General features: G+C 39.4%; 23 protein-coding genes and 3 pseudogenes. 21 read left to right on the top strand and 5 right to left on the bottom strand.

Features of this window, described 5'->3' with window-relative positions; translation table 11 throughout:
- Positions 1-84 precede the first annotated feature (84 nt).
- Together DS742_RS09345 and DS742_RS09350 are read right to left on the bottom strand one after the other, a co-directional pair.
- Positions 85-1281, bottom strand: coding sequence for an NADP-dependent isocitrate dehydrogenase (locus DS742_RS09345; RefSeq protein WP_117416728.1), 1197 nt, complete (start codon positions 1279-1281; stop codon positions 85-87).
- A gap of 72 nt (positions 1282-1353) precedes the next feature.
- Positions 1354-1773: a metal-dependent transcriptional regulator gene (locus DS742_RS09350; protein ID WP_117416729.1), complete on the bottom strand. Its 420-nt coding sequence runs from the start codon at positions 1771-1773 to the stop codon at positions 1354-1356.
- A gap of 159 nt (positions 1774-1932) precedes the next feature.
- On the opposite strand from DS742_RS09350, the gene DS742_RS09355 reads away from it, so the two are divergent.
- Both DS742_RS09355 and DS742_RS09360 read left to right on the top strand, forming a co-directional pair.
- The gene (locus DS742_RS09355) at positions 1933-2247 is read left to right on the top strand and encodes a FeoA family protein (RefSeq protein WP_117416768.1); all 315 of its coding nucleotides are present in this window, start codon (positions 1933-1935) and stop codon (positions 2245-2247) included.
- Positions 2238-2396 (top strand): annotated as a pseudogene (locus tag DS742_RS09360) (FeoB small GTPase domain-containing protein); the annotation flags it as partial. The gene DS742_RS09355 and the pseudogene DS742_RS09360, both read left to right, overlap by 10 nt.
- A 26-nt stretch (positions 2397-2422) precedes the next feature.
- Here the strand turns inward: DS742_RS09360 and DS742_RS09365 are convergent.
- Entirely contained in the window at positions 2423-3820 is a 1398-nt protein-coding gene (locus tag DS742_RS09365) for a recombinase family protein (protein ID WP_117416730.1), read from the bottom strand.
- Between the two features lie 129 nt (positions 3821-3949).
- Between DS742_RS09365 and DS742_RS28775 the strand changes: the two genes are divergently transcribed.
- A complete protein-coding gene (locus tag DS742_RS28775) occupies positions 3950-4090 on the top strand; it encodes a hypothetical protein (RefSeq protein ID WP_170313407.1) in 141 nt (46 codons plus the stop codon).
- A gap of 72 nt (positions 4091-4162) precedes the next feature.
- Here DS742_RS28775 and DS742_RS09370 read toward each other — a convergent pair whose 3' ends face one another.
- On the bottom strand, positions 4163-4516 hold the full coding sequence (locus tag DS742_RS09370) for a hypothetical protein (protein ID WP_117416731.1): 354 nt from the start codon (positions 4514-4516) through the stop codon (positions 4163-4165).
- Between the two features lie 371 nt (positions 4517-4887).
- On the opposite strand from DS742_RS09370, the pseudogene DS742_RS30145 reads away from it, so the two are divergent.
- From DS742_RS30145 to DS742_RS09400, 7 genes and pseudogenes are all read left to right on the top strand, one after another.
- Positions 4888-5985, top strand: a pseudogene (locus DS742_RS30145) (FeoB small GTPase domain-containing protein); the annotation flags it as partial.
- 170 nt (positions 5986-6155) lie between these two features.
- A complete protein-coding gene (locus tag DS742_RS09380) occupies positions 6156-7475 on the top strand; it encodes a redoxin family protein (RefSeq protein WP_117416732.1) in 1320 nt (439 codons plus the stop codon).
- A gap of 4 nt (positions 7476-7479) precedes the next feature.
- Positions 7480-8988, top strand: a complete 1509-nt coding sequence (locus DS742_RS09385; protein ID WP_242996441.1) for a VanW family protein — start codon at positions 7480-7482, stop codon at positions 8986-8988.
- 197 nt (positions 8989-9185) lie between these two features.
- Positions 9186-9341, top strand: a complete 156-nt coding sequence (locus DS742_RS28780) for a hypothetical protein (RefSeq protein ID WP_170313408.1) — start codon at positions 9186-9188, stop codon at positions 9339-9341.
- Positions 9338-10957, top strand: a complete 1620-nt coding sequence (locus tag DS742_RS09390; RefSeq protein ID WP_117416733.1) for a recombinase family protein — start codon at positions 9338-9340, stop codon at positions 10955-10957. Before DS742_RS28780 ends, DS742_RS09390 begins: the two co-directional genes overlap by 4 nt.
- A 12-nt stretch (positions 10958-10969) precedes the next feature.
- Positions 10970-11815: pseudogene (locus DS742_RS09395) on the top strand (nucleoside recognition domain-containing protein); the annotation flags it as partial.
- Positions 11816-11879: 64 nt separating this feature from the next.
- A complete protein-coding gene (locus DS742_RS09400; protein WP_117416735.1) occupies positions 11880-12107 on the top strand; it encodes a hypothetical protein in 228 nt (75 codons plus the stop codon).
- A 52-nt stretch (positions 12108-12159) separates the two neighbouring features.
- Here the strand turns inward: DS742_RS09400 and DS742_RS09405 are convergent, their stop codons facing one another.
- On the bottom strand, positions 12160-12558 hold the full coding sequence (locus DS742_RS09405; protein WP_117416736.1) for a bacteriohemerythrin: 399 nt from the start codon (positions 12556-12558) through the stop codon (positions 12160-12162).
- Positions 12559-12736: 178 nt separating this feature from the next.
- Here DS742_RS09405 and DS742_RS09410 point away from each other — a divergent pair, with 178 nt between their 5' ends.
- The 11 genes from DS742_RS09410 (at position 12737) to DS742_RS09460 (ending at position 25356) form a co-directional block, all read left to right on the top strand.
- Positions 12737-13525, top strand: a complete 789-nt coding sequence (locus DS742_RS09410) for a pseudouridine synthase (protein WP_117416737.1) — start codon at positions 12737-12739, stop codon at positions 13523-13525.
- The gene (gene ligA / locus DS742_RS09415) at positions 13515-15473 is read left to right on the top strand and encodes an NAD-dependent DNA ligase LigA (protein ID WP_117416738.1); all 1959 of its coding nucleotides are present in this window, start codon (positions 13515-13517) and stop codon (positions 15471-15473) included. The genes DS742_RS09410 and ligA overlap by 11 nt, the downstream gene beginning before the upstream one ends.
- A 3-nt stretch (positions 15474-15476) precedes the next feature.
- Positions 15477-16382 carry a homoserine O-acetyltransferase MetA gene (gene metA / locus DS742_RS09420; RefSeq protein ID WP_117416739.1) on the top strand — a complete coding sequence of 302 codons (906 nt, stop codon included), beginning with the start codon at positions 15477-15479 and terminating at the stop codon, positions 16380-16382.
- An 848-nt stretch (positions 16383-17230) separates the two neighbouring features.
- Positions 17231-17896 (top strand): response regulator transcription factor, encoded by a 666-nt coding sequence (locus DS742_RS09425; RefSeq protein ID WP_117416740.1) that lies wholly within the window; start codon positions 17231-17233, stop codon positions 17894-17896.
- Positions 17850-19292 carry a sensor histidine kinase gene (locus tag DS742_RS09430; protein WP_117416741.1) on the top strand — a complete coding sequence of 481 codons (1443 nt, stop codon included), beginning with the start codon at positions 17850-17852 and terminating at the stop codon, positions 19290-19292. Before DS742_RS09425 ends, DS742_RS09430 begins: the two co-directional genes overlap by 47 nt.
- Before the next feature lie 566 nt (positions 19293-19858).
- On the top strand, positions 19859-20341 hold the full coding sequence (locus DS742_RS09435) for a hypothetical protein (RefSeq protein ID WP_117416742.1): 483 nt from the start codon (positions 19859-19861) through the stop codon (positions 20339-20341).
- A gap of 38 nt (positions 20342-20379) precedes the next feature.
- A complete protein-coding gene (locus tag DS742_RS09440) occupies positions 20380-21597 on the top strand; it encodes an ABC transporter permease (RefSeq protein WP_170313409.1) in 1218 nt (405 codons plus the stop codon).
- Between the two features lies 1 nt (position 21598).
- Entirely contained in the window at positions 21599-22996 is a 1398-nt protein-coding gene (locus DS742_RS09445) for an ABC transporter permease (RefSeq protein ID WP_117416744.1), read from the top strand.
- Positions 22997-23011: 15 nt separating this feature from the next.
- Positions 23012-23659, top strand: coding sequence for an ABC transporter ATP-binding protein (locus DS742_RS09450; RefSeq protein ID WP_117416745.1), 648 nt, complete (start codon positions 23012-23014; stop codon positions 23657-23659).
- Positions 23660-23848: 189 nt separating this feature from the next.
- Positions 23849-24634 (top strand): hypothetical protein, encoded by a 786-nt coding sequence (locus DS742_RS09455; RefSeq protein WP_117416746.1) that lies wholly within the window; start codon positions 23849-23851, stop codon positions 24632-24634.
- A 26-nt stretch (positions 24635-24660) separates the two neighbouring features.
- Positions 24661-25356 (top strand): response regulator transcription factor, encoded by a 696-nt coding sequence (locus DS742_RS09460; RefSeq protein WP_117416747.1) that lies wholly within the window; start codon positions 24661-24663, stop codon positions 25354-25356.

Genomic DNA, 25356 nt, shown 5'->3' on the forward strand with positions numbered 1-25356 from the left:
ACGGCCAACCACCTTGTGGGCGGTTGTTCCTTATTTATAACTCATTATACCACTCATTGAGTGGGGTGTAAAGATGGTAACAAATTAAAGCCGCGTAGCAATCGCCTTAATAAACTCCTCACTGTTTAAAACAGTGGGGTTTTTAATTGTAGTGATAAGCGCAAGATCTTTTGTCATCTCCCCAGCCTCAATGGTATCGATGGTAGCCTGTTCCAGCTTATCAGCAAATGCAGCCAGTTCCTTATTTCCGTCAAGCTCACCGCGCTTTCTTAAAGCTCCGGTCCAGGCAAAAATCGTAGCAACGGAGTTGGTAGAGGTCTCCTCTCCTTTTAAGTGCTTATAATAATGTCTCTGTACAGTTCCGTGAGCTGCTTCATATTCAAAATCACCGTCAGGAGAAACCAGAACGGAAGTCATCATGGCAAGAGATCCGAAGGCGGAGGAAACCATATCGCTCATAACATCTCCGTCGTAATTCTTGCAGGCCCAGATATAACCGCCCTCTGACTTCATAACTCTCGCTACCGCATCATCGATCAAGGTATAGAAATATTCAATACCGGATTCCTTAAAACGGTTCTCATACTCGGCATCAAAGATATCCTGGAAGATGTCCTTAAAGGTATGGTCGTACTTTTTGGAGATAGTATCCTTGGTTGCAAACCATAAGTCCTGCTTCGTATCCAGTGCATAATTAAAGCAGCTTCTTGCAAAGCTTTCAATGGAGTTGTTAATATTATGCATGCCCTGGACGATTCCGGCACTGTCAAAGTTATGAACCAGTTCCCGGACCTCTGTTCCGTCAGCTGCGGTATAGACCAGCTCCACTTTCCCAGCACCTGGAATCTTCATCTCGGAGCCTTTATAGACATCACCGTAAGCATGTCTGGCGATGGTGATTGGTTTTTTCCAGTTTACAACACATGGTTCGATTCCCTTAACAACTATAGGTGCCCGGAATACGGTTCCGTCGAGGATTGCACGGATGGTGCCGTTTGGGCTCTTCCACATCTCTTTTAAGCTGTATTCCTTTACACGGGCAGCATTGGGAGTAATGGTGGCACATTTCACAGCTACTTTATACTTTTTTGTAGCCAAAGCAGAATCAGTGGTTACTTTATCATCTGTCTGATCCCGGTACTCCAGTCCCAGGTCATAATATTCTGTCTTTAAGTCAATATAGGGCAGCAGAAGGTTGTCCTTAATCATCTGCCAGAGAATACGGGTCATCTCGTCGCCATCCATTTCGACTATGGGGGTTGTCATCTTTATCTTATCCATGTGTTTCTCCTCCTTAGAAATGTTCGTGTTATGCTATAGTATACGACGAATTGTCAAATCACACAAGCATATCTATGCAAATTTATCCAACCATTTTTGAATATTATACACTGTTTCCGGATCCATAAAATGCTCTACCTTTTCTACCTGTTCCAGATCATCGGATCTGTGGTTTACATAACAAAAGAAGCGGGTAAGGATCTGATGCCTGAAAAGAAGATATTCGCCTAATTCCAGCCCATCACTGGTCAGAGAAACGGTTCCGTATTTTTCAAACCCAACCAGTCCCTGTTTCCTTAAATTACCAGTCATTTTGGACGCAGAAGAGGGCTTGACATGAAGCTGCTCTGCCAGTTCCTTAATGCGGACAGGCTGATTTTCGTGAGACAACCGATATATCATTTCCAGGTAATCTTCCATTGAGGAAGTGATCTTTGTATGCTCTAAAAGGGAATAGCCTTTTAATGTATAAAAATTATCGGTCTGCGGCATAGTCATTTCCTCCTGCTATACATGGATGTTATTTATATCTATTCACTACCGGCGGATTCTATGAATCATCAGGGGCAGGACTGGGCTAAGGTGAGAGTGGAACCTGTTTTTTATCAGCTGCATATGTTAGGATATGGAAACTTTTCGGAGGTTAAAGAAATGCCGGGATGCTTTTGTTTAAATGACTTAAAAAGAGGTCAGAAAGGTGTCATTTCCAGACTGACCGTTTGTGATGATATGAGACGGCGATTACAGGATATGGGGCTGATTGAGGGCACCGTGGTGGAGTGTGTCGGTAAAAGTCCTCTTGGTGACCCAACTGCATTTTTAATCAGAGGTGCTGTAATAGCCCTGCGAAATGAAGATTCCGTCAGGGTTCTTATAAAAAATAAAGATCAGGAGTACTTTGAACCAAGTTATGGAGAAGGAATTGTGGCTGCCTGTGTCACAGCGGAGGAAAAAATATGGGACTAAGCAGAGAATCCATGGGAATCAAATCGGTGGACTGCGGGTTGGAGATCAAAAAAAGGGCGGCAGGAGATTTGGTGATTGCTCTTGCCGGAAATCCCAATGTTGGAAAAAGCACAGTATTTAACCAGCTGACCGGTATGAACCAGCACACCTGCTGATGCGTTTAGAGGTAAAAAGTTTATAAAAAAATAATGGTGTATTCCCGGTGGCTGTAGGAGCACCTTTTTAAGCGAATTTCCTTGATAACTGACCGCCAGAACAGACGCTTCTGCTGATTGTCAAGGTGCAGATACATGCTTTCAAAGCCGGTATTTTGCATACTGATTAAAGTACCGGGATTCCCAACCGGCGGTGTGATGTCAGGAAGCTGCTCCAGCTGTGCCTCTAACCCTGCCCTGTCATTTTTATATTCTTCTAATGATATTGCTTCATTTAAATACAAATCCTTTAACCGGCTGATTTTCCTGCGAAGCTGATTCTTTTTCATACGATTATCAACTGCATCCCTGCTTTTGGTTTCGAAATCCGCGATGAAAGAATCAAACTGCATCCCAACATTTTTTAAAAGGTATTCTTCTATGCGGACTTCCCTGATTTTTCCCCGATTGCTGCATTTCCGGTAAGACCGGTGCTGCTTGCATTCGTAGGCTGGATATTTATACCGTAGTACAGTACCGTCTTTGCGTTTTGAAACTGCATTGATCTGGCACCCTCCCATTTTATGGCCGCACTCATCACACACCAGAAGACCTGTAAAAATGTAGGGGTACTTCTGGCTCGATTTTATGTTGCTGTTTTGATCAAGGATGTGCTGAATATCAAGGAAGGCTTCATCGGAAATCATACGCGGGCAGTAAGATTCATTTCCTCTGTAATGCCCCGTGATTTTTTCGTTACGAAGAACAGACTGCTTAAAATTCTGCGGTGTCATGACGATTCCGTATGTTTCTTTTAGATACTGGACGGCCCCGTTCATTGACTGATGTTTCAAAAAATACAGAATGGTATCGCGGATGGCAGGGGCCTCTTCTGACAACACCAGATGTTTATCTATTATCTCATATCCCCGGGGGACTTTGCCCGTTATGACTTCCCCATGGGTCACCTTTGTCCGGAAGACGTCAGCAACACGGAGACCGCCATTTTGCGCTTCCAGCTCTGCCCAGGTCATGGACTGAGCAACAAATGCCCTGCCGTAAGGAGTGGAGGTGTCAAAGAACGGCTGGTCAATGGCTGTCCATGCAGCATTATATTTTTCAAGGATGGCCTGGGTATTTAAGTAATGGCGCAGGCTGCGGAACCACCGGTCCAGCTTGGTAAATATAATCAGATCCACCAGTCCCTCTTTTACATGATTAATCAGACGGGTAAAATCGTCCCGGTCAAGTTTCTGTCCGGAAACGCCATCATCCAGATAAACATCCTGCAGAATCATGTTTTTATGTTCTTCTATATATTTAATGCCCCGTTCCTTTTGATCCCGGATGGAATCTCCCCGCTCTGCCTGTTCATCGGAAGAGACACGGATGTAGACGGCTACACGCAGCAGCTTCTCTGATTCCTGAACACGCTTCATTCTATCATCTCCTGGTATAATCTACTCGTTCCAACAGGAAATTAAAACCTGTTTCATTACATTGTTTTAATTAAGGGAAAGAAGTACAAACCGTGGCACATACATTTTACCAGAAAGGAGGCGGTAGCAGTGGCAGATACTGTCACCACAGTGAATCAGGCGGACCCAGTGAGGGCATTTGAGGCGTTGGCAAGAATTATAGGGGAAAAAGAGGGACTTGAGATTACTTTAAAAAGTCTCCGGGAAAAGGAAGAAAAGGAAACAGAGTGAACTTATTTATTCTATATAAAAGGCAGATCGGATAGACTGATCTGCCTTTTGGTGTGCTATGTACTGATCTTACTAATTAGTTTTCTTTGTTTCGGTAACTGCTGACTTGCTGTCTTTAGCAGCTGGAGAGTCTGCCTTCGCTTTGCTGTCACCAGCCTTGGTCTCTGCTGCTGATGATTCCTCTTTTTTGGATTCGTCTTTTTTCGTTTCGTCTTTCTTAGTTTCGTCTTTTTTGGTTTCTGCTAAGGAACTGCTTTCTTTTACTTCTTTTTTCGTTTCTGCTGGTTTGGTAGCAGCTTCGGTTGTCACTTCTGCTTTTGTAGCGGCAGTTGTTTCAGAACTCTTGGTATTTCCACATGCGGAGATAGCTGCCATTGTCAATACTGCAACACCTGTCAGTAACATTTTCTTTGTTGTTAACCTCATAATTATTTTCCTCCTTGAGACTGCATAGGTATTATGGTTGTATGGCTTCCGGTTGTCCTATGTCCCTGAAGTCAGAACTCAGTGTAGCACCGAATTTAAAGAAAATCAATGGCAAATTTGTTATTTATTTCTTAAAAAAAATTAAGTTGTATAAATAAAATAGAAATCAGCTAAAATTAAGAATTAATTCACAAATTTTTCACAGTTTGATCAAACTTCCATCACAAACCTGTAATTAAACCTTAAGATTTAAACCTGATACCTGTAAAAATGACAATTTTAACAATTTTCCATTTTACGGTTAACCACATCAGCCCACCGGAAACTGGCCAGGTAAAACGGTTGCAAATGCCCAGGGCTGGTGCAGTGACGGGAATCAGGGGTATGTTATGGTGGATATACCAGGCTGTTATTCTCTTATGGCCCACTCCACAGAGGAAGAGGTGGCAAGAGATTTCATCTGTTTTGAAAATCCAGATGCAGTGGTAACGGTCTGTGATGCCACCTGCCTGGAACGGAATTTAAACCTTGTGCTCCAGATCATGGAAGCAGCGGACTGTGTGGTAATCTGTGTAAATCTGATGGATGAGGCAAAGAAGAAACGGATTGTCCTGAATCTGGATGTACTGGAAGAGAGGCTTCATGCTCCTGTAGTGGGAACAACGGCAAGAAGTAAGAAGGGGCTGAATCAGATCTACCAGGGCTTAAGGCGCTGTATAAAAGAGAGAGAGGCTGAGTATGAAAGGCCAATCCTCATACGTTACCCGGAATATATTGAAGAGGCAATTGAGAAGCTGGCTCCGGCAGTAGAGGAAGCCTCAGAGGGCAGGGCAAAGGTACGCTGGCTCTGTGCAAGGTTGCTGGATGCCAATGAAAACCTGATGGGAGCGGTACGAAACTATTTAAAATCCATAGCAGATTCAGAGGAGGTAAAGACCTGCCTTACGGAAATCTGGAACGATTGGAGGGAGCAGGGCATCAGTCAGGAAAAAGTAAGTGATGATATGGCTGCGGTGTTCATTCGGAAAGCGGAGGATTTATGCAGGGGAGTAGTTGTATATGAAAATAAAGCCTATAACTGGAAAGACCGGAAGCTGGACCGTCTTTTTACCAGCAAAGCTACCGGATTTCCCATTATGTTTCTGGTTCTGCTGGGAGTCTTCTGGCTGACAATCACTGGTGCCAATTATCCATCCCAGCTCCTGAGCAATGTGCTGTTTGCCATTGAAGACCGCCTGACAATTGCCGCAGATGCAGCAGGGGTTCCGGCACTGGCATCCGGGCTTTTGATTCATGGTGTTTACCGGGTTCTGGCATGGGTAATATCAGTTATGCTGCCGCCTATGGCGATTTTCTTTCCGCTTTTTACACTTCTGGAAGATTTTGGTTACCTTCCCAGAGTCGCTTTTAATCTGGACCGCTGTTTTAAGCGGTGCTCCGCCTGCGGAAAGCAGGCACTGACCATGTGACAGAAGAAATCTATGCCTTTTTTACTGTTAAATCATGGATTACTGTCTTGACACTTTTTCGTATGAATGCTATAGTTACAACTATAAACTGTAATTAAAAATGGTACAGAAACACGAAGTGAACTGCCACAAACTGTGGAGTGAAAGCATTATTTACAGGAGGTAAACATTTGGGATTTTCGATTGACATGAGTGTTCCGGTATTAACCGTATTTTTACAGGGGATAGTAAGCTTCTTTTCACCCTGTGTACTGCCTTTGATTCCGCTTTATATTGGTTATCTCTCAGGGGGAACCGGAGTAACGGGTGAGGATGGCAGAATTTACTATAAGCGCAGTAAAGTCATGATACATACCCTTTGTTTCGTGATTGGAATCAGCTTTACTTTTTTTCTGCTTGGAATTGGTGTCTCGGCACTTGGCAGTTTTTTTAAAACCAATCAGCTTTTATTTGCAAGGCTGGGCGGAATTCTGGTATTCCTGTTTGGATTATATCAGCTGGGCTTCTTAGGCAGTTCCTCTTTACTGGGGAAAGAGCGCAGGCTATCGTTTTCTTTTGATAAGCTTGCCATGTCTCCCCTGACCGCTTTGCTTATGGGATTTACCTTCAGCTTCGCATGGACGCCCTGTGTGGGACCAGCACTGGCCAGTGTTCTGATCATGGCGGCATCTGCTTCCACCAAAACACTTGGCTTTATGCTGATCGGAGTCTATACACTGGGATTTGTTCTGCCATTTCTGGCAGTAGGATTTTTTACCACCTCAGTTCTGGAATTTTTTAAAACCCACCGCAATGTTGCGAAGAATGCAGTTAAGGCCGGCGGGGTCCTGATGATAATTATGGGATTACTTATGTTTACAGGTAAGATGAATTCGGTAACCGGTTATCTTTCTTCTGTAAAGACTCCTTTTACAAAGGAGTCCCCAAAACCGGCGGAAGAGACAGAGCCAGCGGCGGAGGAAACTGTTTCTCAAACGTCTCAGGAATCTGAGGCGGCAGAGACTGATTCTGAGCCGGAAGGAGCCCAGGACGGAGAAGATAAGATTCTTCCGGCCATTGATTTCACTTTAACAGACCAGTTTGGCAAGACCCATTCCCTTTCCGATTATAAAGGGAAAACCATTTTTTTAAATTTCTGGGCAACCTGGTGTCCGCCCTGCAGGGCAGAAATGCCGGATATACAGAAAGTATATGAAACTTACAGCACAGAAGGCGATGATGCGCTCATAGTCCTTGGAGTAGCGGCTCCCGGTTACGGGAATGAAAAGGATGAGGAAGGAATTAAAAATTTCTTAAAAGAGAATGGTTATACCTATCCGGTACTCATGGATACAGATGCTGAATTATTTGAAGCTTATGGGATATACTCCTATCCAACCACCTTTATGATTGACCGGGATGGCAATGTATTCGGTTACGCAAGCGGACAATTATCAGAAGATACGATGAAGAGCATTATTGAACAGACAATGAAAGGAGAAAGAAACTGATCATATGGATAAAAACAGGGCCAGAAGAATACGTGAAAGAAGAAACAGAAAAATAGTTTATGGATTATTGCTTTTAGCTGCCCTGTTAACAGTTGGTATTTTATATAGTTTTGCAAGAAGTATAAGAAGCAAAGATTCTGACAGCAGCCAGCTCGTTACAGATTCAAAAGACAGGGAAACAGCTTCGGAGAAAGCACTGGTATCGGCCAGAATCGGGCAGACGAATCTCTCCGGGCTGACTGTGAAAGAGGCAAAGGACACTATGGAAGAACGTTACCAGTGGGGAATGACAGTCACGGATGGGACGGATTCCGTTGTAATCGATGATAGTATAAGCGGACAGCTGGAGGAAATGTTAAAACAGCTGAGTGAAGCTCCCCCGGATCAGCCCCAGGATTACCAGCTTGATTACGATTCCATGAAGGAAGCCTTTAAAAAGCAGGCAGAAACACTTGCAAAACGCTGGAACAAAGACGGAGTCAATTCTGAAGTGGAATCCTTTGACCCGAAAACAGGGGCATACAGTTATACAAAAGAGCAGAACGGAAGAGTATTAGATCAGGAGAAGCTGGTAACGCAGCTGTTGGCTGCCGCAAAAGAAGAGAACTTTCAGGCAGAGATCCCGGCAGAATTTACACTTAAGGCTCCTGAAAGAACCCAGGTCCAGGCAAAAGAACAGTATAAGGTAATCGGTACTTTTACCACGAAAACTACCACCAATAAAAACCGCAATCAGAATATCAGTCTGGCAGTCGGTGCAATCAATGGTCTGATCTTAAAGCCAGGTGAGGAATTTTCCTTTAACAATGCCACAGGAAACCGAACCAGTGAAAAGGGCTACCAGCCTGCAGGCGCCTATAGAAACGGCGTTCTGATTGAGGAACCGGGAGGCGGAGTATGCCAGGTTTCCACCACACTGTATCATGCGATTATAGAGAGCGGATTTAAGACTACGGAACGGAATTCCCACAGCTTTGCCCCTTCCTATGTGGAAAAGGGACAGGATGCCATGGTCAGCTTTGATGGTTATGCGGGACCGGATTTGAAATTTGTGAATACCGGTAATGCCTCCGTAGTATTGAGGGCTTCCTTAGAGGGAACCACTTTAAAAATTTCTATTGTTGGGATTCCGGTTCTGGAAGATGGAGTGAAAGTGACCATTCGTTCAGAAAAGGTAAAGGACTTAAATCCTCTTCCGGTCACCTATGAGGAAAACACAGCCCTGCCTTTTGGAACGGAGAAGGTGGTGGATAAAGGAACTTTGGGCGGTTATTATAAAAGCTACCGGGTATTAACGAAAGGCGGTACTGTAATTAAGGAAGAACCTCTTCATAACAGCAGTTATAAAGGAAAGCCGGAAGTGATTCAGAGAAATACCACCTTAAAGCCGGAAGAGACAGTGCAGGAAACTCATACGGAAGCAGAAAGCAGTCTGGCACCGGCAGAAGACCAGAGTGAGACACATGAGGCAGAGAATGTGGGACCTGGTGTTACAGGGGCAAACGTTCAGTAAATTTTTGAAAGTAAATAACAGGACAGGAAAAATCATATAATGGATTTTTCCTGTCCTGTCTTATATTCGGCTATATCTTAAATTCTAAAATCATGTGATGCAAGTTCAGATAAGAGAGCACAAGCAGAATACAGCCAGTTTCACTTATGTATATGGTACAACCCCTTCTGAATAAGATTTTTCAGGAGGTGAGAATCATGGATTTGTCCAAAGAGATTATCTATGAGAAAAAATGGGGAGGGAAGCAGACTGCAATTTTAGTAGAGCATTTTTATAAAGGAGAGGCTTCCGTAAAGGAGCTGGTTCTCAGTCTGTTAAAAAAACGTTTGGAAGCACAGCGGCATCAGATATGATCAGGGCCATAAGCAGAAAGGAAGGTCAGTATAAAGCCGCACTCTACATGCGCCTTTCCAAGGATGATGGAACGGGGGAAAGTGCAAGCATCAGTACCCAGCGGACCATGCTGCGTTCCTATGCTGCCCGGCATGGCTTTTTTATCTATGGAGAATATGCAGATGACGGCTACAGCGGTACTACATATGACCGTCCGGCATGGAAGCGGCTGCTTGCAGATATAGAGGCAGGCAGGGTGAATCTGGTAATTACCAGAGATCTCTCCAGGCTGGGAAGAGATTACATACTCACAGGACAGTACACAGAGATTTATTTTCCAGCCAAAGGTGTCCGCTATATTGCAGTAAATGACGGTTACGATTCAAAGAGTCAGGGAAATGATCTGGCCCCTTTTCAGAATATTGTCAATGAAATGTATGCCAGAGATACATCGAAAAAGATCCGAAGCGCGTTAAGAACCAAAATGGAAGAGGGAGCATTTATCGGAAATTTTGCCCCTTACGGATACAGAAAAGACCCTGAGGATAAAAACCATCTTTTAATTGATCCTGTGACGGCCCGGGTAGTCAGGGATATTTTTGAACGGGCCTTAAGGGGAGAGTCGCCTTTAAGTATCGCAAAGCTGCTTAATGAGAAGCGTATTAAAACTCCTGCCGGTTACCGCCGTTTTCTGCACCATGAAATGTGTTTGGAGAATGTGGAAGGAGAGAGGGGCTGGACCTCCGGCGCTATCTGTAAGATTCTTTCCAATCCGGTTTATGCAGGAGATATCGTTCAGGGGAAATCCTCCAAGCTGTCCTTTAAAAGTCAGATCACTTTAAGCATACCGAAAGAGGAATGGGTAGTTGTAAAAAACATGCATGACCCTATTGTATCCAGAGAAATGTTTGAGCAGGCAGGAAGGCGGTCTATCACACGGAAAAGATCAAAATTAACCCAATTTTCCAATGTATTTTCCGGACTGGTTTACTGCGGGGACTGTAAAAGAGCGATGACCACAACCGGAGGCAGTCATGAGGATGAAAGAAAGCTGGTATGCAGCGGATATAAGCAGTATGGCAAAGCGGCATGCACCAATCACTACATAGACTATGGTCTTCTCTGCCAGATTGTGTCTCAGGAGCTTACAGCACTTATCACCCTGACGGAAAAAGAGCGAAAAGAACTGGCCCTGGAATTGGAAGAATACGGAAAAAAGGCAGATAATCCGGAAGATAAACAGGCGGTTGAAACTTTAAAAAAGAGGGAAAAGGAGATCGACCGTGTTATTGGAAAGCTTTACGAGGACCGTGTAAATGAAATTGTGAAGGAAGAACGTTTTTATAAGCTTCTCGCTTCCTATGAACAGGAGCAGAGGGAGATTAAGGCAGAAGCAGATGCCCTGAAGCAAACCACTTCATCTGTGTGGATAAGCAGGGAAAAATCAGAACATGATGTGGACCGGTTGTTAAATGAATTAGTGGAAAAAAGGATTCCTTCTCCCGATCTTTTAAAACAGTTTATTGACCGTATTGAAATTTTCCAGTCCAGGAAAGATCCGGATCAGAGAGACAAACGGTTTCTGACTGTCCGGATCTGCTACCGGCCGGAGCCTCCAGGCAGCAAAAAAGCATAGATTTCCTCCGTCATGTGCATGGGGTTTGGCTGCAATGCGGCAGGAATTGTAGGCTGCCGGATTATTGATTCTCCAAGAGAACGTCTCATTGCAATGATCACCAATAACTTTGTCCCCTGCAACGGGCGTTTTCCAACCTTGATCGCAATTATTACCATGTTTTTTATCGGAGGAGCGGCGGGATCATTTTCCACTGTATTATCTGCGGGTATCCTGTCAGGTATTATTCTTCTTGGAATTCTGATGACCCTTGTAATATCCAAAATTCTCTCTGTAACCATACTAAAGGGGATTCCTTCTTCCTTTACCTTAGAGCTGCCCCCTTACCGAAGACCCCAGATCGGAAAGGTTATTGTCAGGTCCATATTTGACCGGACGCTATTTGTCCTTGGAAGGGCAGCTGCAGTAGCAGCTCCGGCTGGTCTGATAATCTGGCTGATGGCCAATATCTCAGTGGGAGATATGACAATATTATCCCGCTGTTCCGGTTTTTTAGATCCCTTTGCCAGAGTAATCGGTCTTGACGGCGTGATTCTTCTGGCATTCATCCTTGGCTTTCCAGCCAATGAGATCGTTGTTCCCATTATGATTATGGCCTATCTTTCTGAAGGAAGCATACGGGAAATCAATGATTTATCCATATTAAGGGATCTTTTAACTGCCAATGGCTGGACCTGGGTGACTGCTGTCAGCACCCTGCTTTTCTCTCTCATGCACTGGCCCTGTTCCACCACCTGTCTGACCATAAGAAAGGAGACAGGAAGCATGAAATGGACCCTTTTATCCTGGCTTGTACCGACTGTTACCGGTGTGATAGTCTGTTTTTTATTTACCACTGCTGCAAGGGCGTTCCTGTAATGTTTAAAATCCCTTCTGATTGTCTACAATAGGGGTAGGACACTCATAGAAAGGAGGGAGAAGCGTGAACAGGAGTTACCACGTTTACGCCCTGTCAGACCGGCTGAAGGCCAGAAAAATTGAGCGGGAGATTGCGAAGGTCGATGGGGTGAAGGTAATAAAGATCTCAGAAGACTTGAAGGTAATGAACATTGAGATGGAAAACAGCAAGATTACGGCTGTCATGGAGCGGGTGGTAAATATCTGCAACCGCATTTCTGACGGCTGTGAAGTGCATTATAAGTTTACGTAAGAATAATAAAAAGAGGGCTTGAATGGAATTGCATTTAAGTCCTCTTCTCCTTCTAATGGGCAGTCTTTGCGTATTCGCCGATCTTCTTGTCCATATTTGAAATGTGTTTTGTCAGCCATTCCAGCACCATCTGATTTGCATTTAAAATAACAAGCAGATTACCGCCTGAAGATTTATAATCGCCTCTAAGTTTGGATAGCTGGGCAATGAAAGCGGTGTGAGCCTGCTTCTGCTCGGCATAACCCGGGTAATGAATCTTCTGCATGTAAACTTCCTCGTCTGCAAAATGCTTTTTTGTGTAATCGTCGAGAAAATCTAACAGCTCTCCCACGTATTCCTTTGCTTTGTTATTCTTTCCTGCGTCAAAAAGTGCTTCTGCTTTCTCAAACCACATCTTATGCTGATCGTCAATCATTGATATCCCAACTGATAAATTCTGTGTCCATGGCATAACCAAATCCTCCTAAGTAATAATGATATTTATTATTATAATACTTTTTGTTGAAAAAAGCAAACCATATTTTACCATTTATAAAAGAAAAATCAATTTTAAAATGCAGATAAAAATTTGACGTTACCCTCCTGCAATGTTATAATTTTTATCTAGCAAACAGTAAGGGAGAACAACTATGGATGCAAATGGAATCCGTCTGAATAAATATTTAAGTGAGGCAGGTGTCTGTTCCCGCAGGGAGGCTGACCGGCTCATTGAGACAGGGAAGGTTAAAATCGACGGACAGGCTGCAGTGCCGGGGCAAAAGGTGCTTCCGGGACAGTCTGTTATGGTCAAGGGCCGCTCTGTTCACGCAGCCAAGGGCGAAGCCGGACATAAGGCAGAGCCTGTCTTTTTAGCAGTCCATAAACCCCGGGGAGTGGTATGCACCACCTCAGACAAGGACCGGGCTCCCAACATCGTGGATCTGGTAAATTATCCTGTGCGGATTTATCCCATAGGCCGACTGGACAAGGAATCTGAGGGTCTGATTCTCATGACCAATCAGGGAGATCTGGTGAATAAAATTATGCGCAGCGGTAATGCTCATGAAAAGGAATATTTAGTAAAAGTGAACCGTCCGGTCACAGATGATTTCATCAGAAAGATGCGAAAGGGCGTCACTCTTTCCGAGTTAAACGTAACCACAAAACCCTGCTTTGCAGAGAAAGCGGGAGAGAAGGCATTCCGCATCGTATTAACCCAGGGGTTAAACCGTCAGATCCGGCGAATGTGCAGCCAGCTTGGTTTTGAGGTACGCATGTTAAAACGAATGCGGATCATGAATATTGAATTAGGAGATTTAAAGCCGGGTGCTTATCGTGAACTTTCCCGGCGTGAATACCACCAGATGAAGGAGTCTTTAAAAGGCTCGACCAGTCTTTCCTATCAAGAACAGAAAAAGGAGAAATCTGATGGACGATAAATTAAATCGAATCAAAGAACTGATTACCCTGTTGCAGGAGGCAGGAAAGGCCTATTATCAGGAGAGCCGGGAAATCATGAGCAATTATGAGTATGACCGTCTCTATGATGAACTGGCGGCGCTGGAAGAAGAAACCGGAATTGTTCTTTCCAACAGCCCAACCCAGAACGTAGGTTATCAGGTATTAAGTGAGCTGCCCAAGGAAGCCCATGATTCCCCCATGCTTTCTCTGGACAAGACGAAAAGTACGGAGGATTTAGCCGACTGGCTGGGAGACCAGAGAGGAATACTCTCATGGAAGCTGGACGGACTGACGGTAGTCTTAGTCTACCGGGAGGGAACTCTTTTGAAAGCAGTTACCCGGGGAAATGGGGAAATCGGAGAGGTAATTACCAACAATGCCAGGGTATTTGCCAATATCCCTCTTACTATTTCATACCAGGGAGAACTGGTTTTAAGGGGAGAGGCCGTGATAAAATATTCCGATTTTAACCGGATTAATGATGAGATTGAGGATGTTACCGCAAAGTATAAGAATCCAAGAAATCTATGCAGCGGTTCCGTCAGACAGTTAAACAACCAGATCACCGCCCGCCGAAACGTGAATTTCAAGGCATTTACTCTTGTTTCAGCTGCAGGTGTTGATTTTAAAAACTCCAGAAATGAGCAGTTTCAGTGGCTGATAGCCCAGGGCTTTGATGTTGTGGATTACAAGATGGTAACGAAGGATACCATAGGTGAGGCAGTGGCTGAATTTGCAAAGACCGTGCCGGAATATGACATTCCATCAGACGGCCTGGTGCTGTTGTTTGATGATATCGCTTACGGAGAGTCACTTGGACGGACTGCCAAGTTCCCCCGCAATGCCATTGCATTTAAATGGGCTGATGAGATCCGGGAAACAACGCTGACGGAAATTGAATGGAGTGCGTCAAGAACCGGTCTGATTAATCCGGTAGCCATCTTTGAACCGGTGGAGTTAGAGGGGACAACGGTAAGCCGCGCCAGTGTGCATAATCTAAGCATTATGGAAGCTCTGGAGCTTGGAGAAGGGGATCAGATCACAGTTTATAAGGCGAATATGATTATTCCCCAGATTGCTGACAATTTAACCAGAAGCGGAAAAATAAAGATACCGGACCGATGCCCGGTCTGTGACGGAAGGACTGAGATCCGTAAAGTCAATGACGTAAAAAGCTTATACTGCACCAACCCGGATTGCCAGGCGAAGCGGATCAAGGGCTTTTCCCTGTTTGTAAGCCGGGATGCGTTAAATATTGATGGTTTATCAGAAGCTACATTGGAGAAGTTTATCGGAGCCGGATTTATCCGGGAGTTTGCCGATATATTTCATTTAGACCAGCATGAGGAAGCCATTACCCAGATGGAGGGCTTCGGTAAAAAGTCTTATGATAATTTAATTCAGGCAGTGAAAAAGGCGTCTCATACTACCCTGCCCCGTCTGATCTACGGACTTGGTATTGCTGGAATCGGCGTTGCCAATGCGAAGATGCTCTGCCGGGAATTCCGCTACGATTTTGACCGAATGCGTCGTGCAGAGGAAGAGGAGCTGACTGCTGTATCAGGCATCGGAAAGGTGCTGGCAGATGCCTGGATTACTTATTTTAAGGATGAGAAGAATAACGAGATGACAGACCGTCTGTTAGCAGAAGTAACCATTGAGCAGGAAGCAGAGACCGGGGGAGAGAAGCGGCTGGAGGGAATGACGTTCGTCATTACCGGATCAGTGGAGCAATTCGAGAACCGGAAGGCGCTTCAGGAAGCCATCGAGGCACAGGGAGGCAAAGCCACCGGATCGGTCACTTCCAAGACCACTTATTTAATCAACAACGACACCACATCCAATTCATCTAAAAATAAAAAGGCAAAGGAACTGGGAGTGCCCATTATTTCAGAAGAGGATTTCATAAAACTGCTGGAGGGATAAATTATGCCGATTAAAGTACAAAAGGATTTACCTGCGAAAGCCATACTGGAAACAGAGAACATATTTATCATGGACGAGGACCGGGCCTTAAGCCAGGACATACGTCCCCTTGAAATCCTGATCATTAATCTAATGCCGATTAAGGAAGAGACGGAAACACAGCTTCTGCGCGCATTGTCCAATACTCCGCTGCAGGTGGACTGTACATTTTTGATGCTGGAAAGTCATACTTCCAAGAATACTTCTGCCAGTCATTTAAATAAATTTTATGTGTTCTTTGATGAGGTAAAAGAGAAAAAGTTCGATGGTATGATTATAACAGGAGCACCTGTTGAGAATATGGAATTTGAAGAGGTGAACTACTGGGAGGAACTGACGAAGATTATGGAGTGGAGCAAGACAAATGTGACCAGCTCCCTTCATATCTGCTGGGGTGCCCAGGCGGGGCTTTATTATCATTATGGAGTACCGAAGTATAAGAGGGATAAAAAGCTTTCTGGTATTTACAGACATAGGGTGCTGGATCGGAAAGTGCCGCTGGTACGCAGCCTTGATGATTATGTGATGGCGCCTCACTCACGGTATACGGAAGTTAGGAGAGAGGATATTGAGAAACATCAGGGTCTGAAGATTCTGGCGGAGTCGAAAGAGGCCGGGATCTTGATGGTGATGAGTGAGGATGGGAAACAGGTATTTATTCAGGGGCATCCGGAATATGATCGGATGACGTTGAATGGGGAGTATCACAGGGATCTGGATAAGGGGATGAATCCGGAGATTCCCTGTAATTATTATGAGGACGATGATCCGGATACGATGCCGGTTCTGTGCTGGAGGAATGCGGCGAATACGATTTATGGGAATTGGTTAAATTATTATGTATATCAGGTGACGCCGTATGAATTATAAGGAATGGTGCTAAAAGACTAGGTTTTAAGCGTTTTGCGATGATTTGGAAGTGTTTTTTCTTATCGTAAAATATCGTAGGTTTTGGGGTCAAATTGGAGTCAAAAGGTGTCAAAATTGGAGTCGAGAATGGTGAAAAAGGTGTCAGAAATTTAGGGTGTCACTTGGGTTTGGAATGAGCTGGATGGTGTCGGTTTCTTTCGTGCTGATTGAGTATGGAATAACAAATAGTGTCAGGTCTTTTGACTGTAATGTGTAAAAAAATTAATGAATTGTAACGATGAAAATGGATTGCAGAAGATAATCTGTGATATGGGAATCGGTGCATGGAATGTATGTGAAAGCAGTGTGTTTGAAAGTTGTCTGTGAAGGTGACTTTTCATACTGCTTTTTGTTTTTATTATGTTATTCCTTTTATCTGTAGATGAAGGATTGGAAGCTGAATTGTGAATTTGATTTAGTTGTCGTTCCAAATGATAAATGTCAATCCATGGGGATTTTCCAATGAAGTAAGCATTATCTACATCTAATTCAAATGTGGACTGTGCGTCTATTGGAGATATAGCATATGGTTCAAAAACTACAAATAATGATTCTATTCTTTATTCTGAAAAATATGGTGGCAAGGAAGAGTGCAATTCTATTTTCGGTGTTGAAAGAATAATAAAAAAATTAGATGAATTGCTGCATTCTAATAAATACCGTGTTATTATATAAATAATATGTATTATTGAATTACATTAAAATCAGTAAAATAATGGTATAGTTCTGATTAACAGATAGATTATGAATATATAGTTGGATATGTGGGGATTAGGTTTTTAAGGGCAGCACAAGGAGATGAAATAGTTATGTTTAAAATTTTGGTGATTGAAGATGATAAAGACATATCTGAATTATTAAAATTTTTTCTTGAAGATAATGGATATTCAGTAAGGGTAGCTGATAATGGCATAGAGGGAATAGAAATATATCGTTATGAAAGTATTGACTTAATACTCTTAGACATTTTGTTGCCAAAAGTCGATGGATATACCGTTTGCAAAATGATTAGAAAAGAATCTGATATACCTATTATTATGATTACAGCACTTACAGGTGAGGAGGAACAGATAAGAGGTTATGATCTTCAGGTTGATGATTATGTTACTAAACCTTTTTCTATGCCGGTCCTATTAAAGAAAGTAGCTGCGGTACTACGAAGAATAAACGGAGATCAAGAGAAAAAAATATTATTTTATAAAGATTTAGTGTTAGATACAGATAATTACCGTGTATCACTTAAAGAGAGGACAATTGATCTTACGAAAAAAGAATTTGAGATATTAAGAGAATTATTAATGAATCAGAATAAAATTATAACAAGAGAACATCTCTTAGGAAAAGTCTGGAAATACGAATACCTTGGAAATGATAGAATTGTAGATAATCATATAAAAAATATACGAAAAAAATTAGGAGTAGATTATATTGAAACAATTAAAGGAGTCGGCTATAGAATTGATAAGGTTAATTAGAAGCAAATTATCAATCAAAGTATTTTTATTAACGCTTTTTGTGTTGTGGGGACTAACAGGCCTTACATATATTTCTATACTGATCGTTACTCCCAGATTATATCAAACAGAATTGCAGAGAAATTTAGATACAGCAATAAATCGTACCATAAAGGAAATTAGTAGTGTGAATTTTAAAAGAGGGAAAGAAATAATTAAGGATTTGTCAAATAGTTATAATATCGCAATTATGCTCTTTGATTCAAATGGAAAACAAATTGATTACGGAGAAAATATTCTATTTGTTGCAGATGGTAACACAGCTTCTGTTTTACAGAGAAAGAGTATTACACAAACATATGAGATAAACTTTAATGATACACAAGAAATATACACTATGACAGTATTGGGAAAAAGTGAAGAAATCAATAGGTTTAGCTTATTACTAAAAAGAAGCTTAGTGTGGATTTGCATGGGTATACTTTGCATTTCTATTATAATTGCTTATTTTTATACAAAGTATATTACAATGCCTATTAAAAAGATATCGTCATATTCCAGGAAACTGGCAGAATTAAATTTTGCTTCTCATTTTTATAATAATCGGAATGATGAAATTGGAAATTTAGCAGAAAGCTTAAATGAACTATCAGAGCATCTAAATAATGCATTAGATGAGTTGAGAACCGCTAATGATAGTTTAAAGAAAGAAATAGAATATGAAAAAAAAGTCGAACAACAGCAAATGACATTATTTTCGGCCTTATCTCATGAATTAAAAACACCAATTACTATTTTAAAGGGACAAACGCAAGGAATGTTGTATAATGTTGGAGGATATAAAGATAAAGACAAATATTTGAAACGATCATTTGAAGTTATCTGTATGATGGAGCAGCTCGTAAAAGAAATTTTAATTGCTTCTCATATGCAATCCTCAATGTATAAAATAAAAACGGAAAATATTAATTTGTCAGAGGAATTATACGACATCATTGAGGAATATGATGAAATGATTCTTCTGAAAAAACTAAATATTCAAATTATGTTAATGGATTTTAGTATTATTTCGGCAGATAAAATTTTAATAAAAAAAGTATTTAGTAATCTAATTAGTAATGCAATTTATTATTCTCCAAAAGGAGAAAGTATTAATATTTCTACTAAAATTATAGGTGATAATCCAATTATTTGCATAAAAAATACAGGTACATATATAGAGGAAAACGAAAAGACTTCTCTATTTCAACCATTTACACGGGGTGAAAAATCAAGAAATAGAAATACCGGTGGTAGTGGGCTGGGTCTATATATTGCTAAATTAATTATAGAATTGCATCATTTTTCAATAGCGATGAAAAATGAACAAGATGGTGTGTGTGTTGAGATAACTTTAAATAAACAAAGTGTGAAATAGAAATAGCGGAAAGGATACCGGGGATTCTGTATCGGCAAAAAGAACTGTGTCTAAGCCAATCGTTCATGGTTGAATTCCGCTTTTTTTTTATTGTCAGAAATCCGATCACTGCCATCCGTTTTTTTGTTGATAAATTATTATAATGCTTCGCGTTAAGGAACGCATTATCAGGTATTTTCTCTTTCGAGACTTTTTCTGGGACAGTGTCTAAAATCTGGCCTTCACGAATGTAAAATTTTGCCGGCATTTCTTCTTTAAATATCTCCTTCAAATATCCCAACAGATTTTGCAATTAATGAAATATAATATTTGCTTTCCACTGCTCCCAATCTTTTGACGGATCAAAACGGGTAGCAGGCAACGGCGCCAGTAATGGCATGGAACAGTGGCTCCATGATCAGTAACAATGGCTCTGACTCACCGGAAGGGTAGCTCAAAGTAAGCCGAAATACTTATAATTTAATTTATAGAAACAAAAAAAACATATAAAAAACATATTAAAAGCATGATGACTATATATACAAATGGTATGATGGTTAAAAAGTTATGGTAAAGGAGAGTAGAAAATGAAAGTATTTAAAAACATACTATTAATAATGACATTTGCAGTATTAACTTTAGGAGGTTGTAGCCAAAAAGAAAATACAGATACAACCCCAAATAGTATAAATGAGGATAATCAAATCAAAATAGATAAAAATAGAGAGACAGAAAACATACCTAGTTTAGATGAGGCAATTAAAAGTGGGATAGTTTCTGAGTTATCAGACCTAGGATTTGAAATTTTACCTATGACAGTTGATGAGAATGAAATAGATATGCCTGTTGGTGAAGAAGAGCAAAGTGGAGTTAAAAAAATAAGCGTAAATTATTCTTCGGAAGTAAAGGTAAGGATAATTGAATATGATACTGCGGCAGATAAAAATAATTATTTAGAGAGTGATATTAATGATATAAAAAAAGATAGTATTGTCTACATATATGGTGAATATGTTAACGAAAGTGAGATTAAAGCTGATCAAATTATAATATTTAGAGTTAAAAAATAAATTAATATTGAATGATTAAAGGAAGGAAGAAAAATATAATGTCTTTTGGTAATAGGGCAATTAAATATATTTGGAGAAAAAAAGGCAAGTCATTTATTTTATTGTTTATTTTCATTATAATTAATTGTATGAATATTAGTATGCTTTCTATATTGCGTGTTACAGAGGAAGCAGAATTAGAAATCAAAAAAAATACACAGGCAAAAATAACATTAGATGTAAAAGAAAGTGATAATCTTATTACAAAAACGGAATTAGAAAATATATTGGCCATAGGAAATATTACAAATGTAAATAGAATTTGTAAAGATTATGCTATACCGCATAATTTTAAAAACTATAAAGGTAAAATAGAAGATGATAACAGAGACAATATGATCACTTTATATGGCTATGATGATTTGTCACAAGACAGTAGATTCTCTGAACTTGAAATGAAAATAACATCAGGAGATATGGTAAAGCCTATGAGTCAGGATTCGGTTGTTATTAATCATAATCTGGCAGAGCTAAATTCTTTACATATAGGGGATGTAATTGAGTTTTCAAAAAATGACAGAACTATATCTGGAAAAATTTGCGGTATCTATAAATCTAGTATAGAAAATAAACAGGGAGAAAATATAACCTCTTTTTTCAGAATTGAAAATATGGTTTTTTTGAGTCGTACATTAATGGAGCAATTAGTAAATGAAGGTAATTATAACAAAGTAGTACTTTATGTTCAGGATCCTGAAAAATTGGAAAATACAGTGGATAAGGTGAAAAGTTTATTAGGAGAAAAAATAGAGGTTAGCGTTTCTGACACCATGTATGAAAAACTTAAAATGAATCTAGATCAAATTGAGAAGATAACCAATGTTATTTTGATATTAGTTGTTATTATTTCTTTAATTGTTATCACTTTAATATATGGCATTTGGATAAGGGATAGAAAAAAAGAAATAGCAATTTTATTAAGTCTAGGGAAAAGAAAAGTATCTGTATTTTTACAAATATGCTTGGAATCTTTTATGTTGTTTGGGTGTTCAGTAATAGTGGCTGTATTAGTAGGGAATATTATTACAACTTGGATAGAAAGAGCGTTATTAACTTGGCAGGATTCAAGAATAGGTTTAAATATAAATCTAAACGTATACGATATTGTAAAAGTTATCGCCATAGGTAGTTTAGTATTGATTATTTCAATTAGCCTATCTTTGGTCAGAATAATCATGGCAAAGCCTAGAGGGGTTTTGACAGAAATGGAGGGATAAGATGAATGTAGTAAAACGTGGGCTGTATTCGGTTTTACGAAAAAAAGTCAAAAGTATTTTATTATTCATAATAGTATTAAGTATAAGTTGTTTTATTATGGCGGCTATGGCTAGCAAAAATGCACAAGTTACTACACAGGATAAATCAAAAGCAGCAGTAGGTTTAAGTTTAAGACTTGAGTTAAATGAGAATGATCGTAAAGAAAGACTATTAGAGCTACCAATAGAAAAGTTGCCAAATGGTGCTACGATTTCAAGATCTCCCAATAATGAATTTGAGTCCGTATTAATGGACGATATTCTAAAAATTTCTAATGTAGAAGGAATCGAATCTTATAATATAATTACAGGTGTTTTTGCAGCAAATCCAGTAAATTTTGAACGGATTGAGGATCCAGAGAGGGATCAGTATAATGACGAGGGTGGAGTAAACCTACATGGAAACCTGGATATGGCTCAAGACATAAATATATTAAATGGAAATATTAAGTTAATAAAAGGAAGATGGGGGACAGAAACAGATCATAACGTTTGTGTTGTATCTGAAGAAATAGCTGAAAAAAATAAAATTAAAATAGGAGACTTGCTAGAGTTTAATAATTATCGTGACAAGGAAGGCTCAACAATTTATAAAGCAGAATTAATTGGTATATATAGGACCTCGAAAGAAATCACACCATTGATGCGAGGGGATACTTATCGAACAGAGAATGCTGTGTTTACTGATTTGAGATTTCCTGAAAAACCAATAGGAGCAGAAGGAGATCCGTTATATCAATATGCTATATTTAACATTGATGGTAATAAAGACTACGATAGGATAAAAGAAAATGTAAAAAAAGCGAATGTAAATTGGAAAAGATATGATTTAATTGATAATAGTGGGAAAAGCGAGGTACTGGCAGATAATCTCGGACAGCTAGGGAAAATCAGTAATGTTATGTTTGCTATATGTATAATCTCTGGGTTTTTGATTCTATTTCTGAATTTTATCTTTTGGATAAGACTAAGAAAAGTTGAGATTGGCATTCTTATGGCGTTAGGTAAATCTAAATTAGAGATTTTAGCACAACTGATAATAGAAGCCAGCTTTATTACACTATTTTCATTGTTAACATCATTTTTTATATCACCAAGTATATCACAGAAATTGACAACTTATATAGTTGCAGAACAAGAAGAACAACAGAATAAAATCGATGAGATAAATAAGGCGCAAACTGCGGGCCTGGAATACGATTTTTCTGAAGAGAAGGTCGTTGGAACTACTGCAAATATCACTTATAAAATTATTACAAATGTTAGTCTTCTGGTTATTATTATGGTTATTGGAGCAGTATCTTTGGCAAGTGTTTCTATTATGAAAAAAAAGCCTAAAGAGATATTAAGTGAAATATAAAAAGGAGAGTATAGTATGATATTGGAGCTGAAAAATGTAGATTACTATTATAAGGCTAATAAAAGTAAAAAAATATTATCTGATATAAATATTGGATTTGAGGAAGGTAAAATGTATGCAGTATTAGGTCCAAGTGGTTCAGGAAAAACAACTTTTTTATCTTTATTGGCTGGATTGGATATTCCTGTAAAGGGAGAAATACTTTATGATGGTGAGAATATTTTAAAGAATGGATTGAATTTTCATAGAAAAAATAATGTTTCATTGGTATTTCAAAATTATAATCTAATTGATTATTTAACACCAAAAGAAAATGTTCGGCTTGGTGGAGATGGAGAACCGGAAAAATTATTATCTGAAGTGGGAATAACTAAAGAAGAGGGGAGAAGAAATGTTTTACAGTTGTCAGGCGGTCAACAGCAAAGGGTTGCAATTGCTAGAGCACTTGCCAGTAATTCCAAAGTATTGTTGGCAGATGAGCCGACTGGAAATTTGGATGAGCAGACAGCATATGAAATTGTGACATTGTTAAAGAAAAGTGCACACATAATAGGAAAATGCGTGATAGTTGTTACACATAGTAAAGAACTAGCAAAACAAGCGGATGAAGTAATAAAGATAAAGAATGGAAACATAGAATTGGTGAATTATGATGAAGATTAATGTTGACTAAAAACCAGAAGTACGAGTTGAAGATCCTGAAAGTGTGTCAAGATTTATTGTATGAAAGAGTCAGTTGATATCAGTTCAGCTGGCTCTTTTTGAAAAATGTGGATGAAATATACGATATTCTTATGTATAATTAATAGAAATAACTTTTCAAAAAGATAATAGTAAAAAGAGGTTGTATATATGAGGGATTTACATGTTCATATGAAATTTAAAGTTGTTATAGTTATATCTATGTTTTTATTATTTGCATCAGGATGTTCTAACAAAGATGAATTAGATAGTCTTATGAAACCTCCAAAGTTATCAGCTTCACAGTCACAAATTTCAGAAATTATGGCTAAATTCATACCTAAAGACGCAAGATTAATTATCCCATCTTATGGTGAAAATCAAAAATCAATTGAATATATAGATATTGATGGTGATAAAAAAGACGAAGCAATTATTTTTTTTAAAGAAGAAGGAAAGCAATCATATGATTCTAAAATAGGATTTCTTATATTAAAACAAATAAAAGATATGTGGACTAATGAAGCATATATAAGTGAATACGGTAATTCCATTGAATCGGTAACTTTTAAAGATGCTGACGGGGACAGGAAAAATGAAATTATTCTAGACTATAAGATGGAAGGGAGTACTATTGAGAATATTGGTATTTACAAAGAGAATGAAAGTGATTTCAAAAAAATATTTTCAGCACCTTGTTCCAATTTCATTTTAGAGGATTTAGATATGGATGGAACAATGGAATTGATAGTATTTAATGATGAAAAATGTACATTATACAGGGGTGATAAGCAAGGATTAAGTGAAAAAGATGAGGCTGATTTTCTTGTTTTTGAAGGATGTTCTATAGTTGTACAGGCAGTTAATAAAAGCTCTAAAGCAATTTTTGTAAAATCAGAAAGTTTTTCTGAAGAGATTACGGTAAAAGATAATAAGCTGCAGATTATAGAAAACTAAAGGAAATTTAAAAAAAGGAGTAGATTATGAAACGTGTATTAATTGTAGAGGATGAAGAAGATATAAGAGACTTTATAGTAATTAATTTAAAAAGAGCAGGATTTGAAGTAGTTGAAGCTGAAAGTGGAGAAGAGGCATTAGCCATTATACAAAATGAAAAAAAATTAGACATTATGCTTTTAGATATTATGCTTCCGGGAATTGATGGTTATAAAGTTTTAAAAAAGACTAGGGAAAATAATTCTTCAATCGGAATCATAATGCTTACGGCTAAAAGTCAAGAAATTGATAAAGTAACAGGACTCAGCTATGGAGCAGATGATTATATTGTTAAGCCTTTTAGTCCAATGGAGTTAATTGCCAGGATAGATGCTATTTTAAGAAGAATAAATAATGAAAACAATATAGAAAATAAAAAGATATTAACTTCGGGAATATTTAAACTAGATTTGGAGACTAGAAGATTTTTCAAAGAAGATAAAGAAATTGAGCTTACACAAACAGAATTTTTATTGATAGAACTTTTTTTGAAAAATGAAGGGAAAGTCTTAAGCAGAAATGAAATTCTAGATAGTGTTTGGGGCAGCGACTATTTTGGTGATATAAAAGTTGTAGATGTAAATATGAGAAGAGTAAGGCAAAAAGTAGAAAATGATTCTTCTTCACCGGAATGTATCAATACAGTAAGGGGCTTTGGTTATAAGTGGGGAAAAGATAAGTAA

The sequence above is a fragment of the Lacrimispora amygdalina genome, assembly GCF_003432035.1.
GTDB lineage: Bacteria > Bacillota > Clostridia > Lachnospirales > Lachnospiraceae > Lacrimispora > Lacrimispora amygdalina.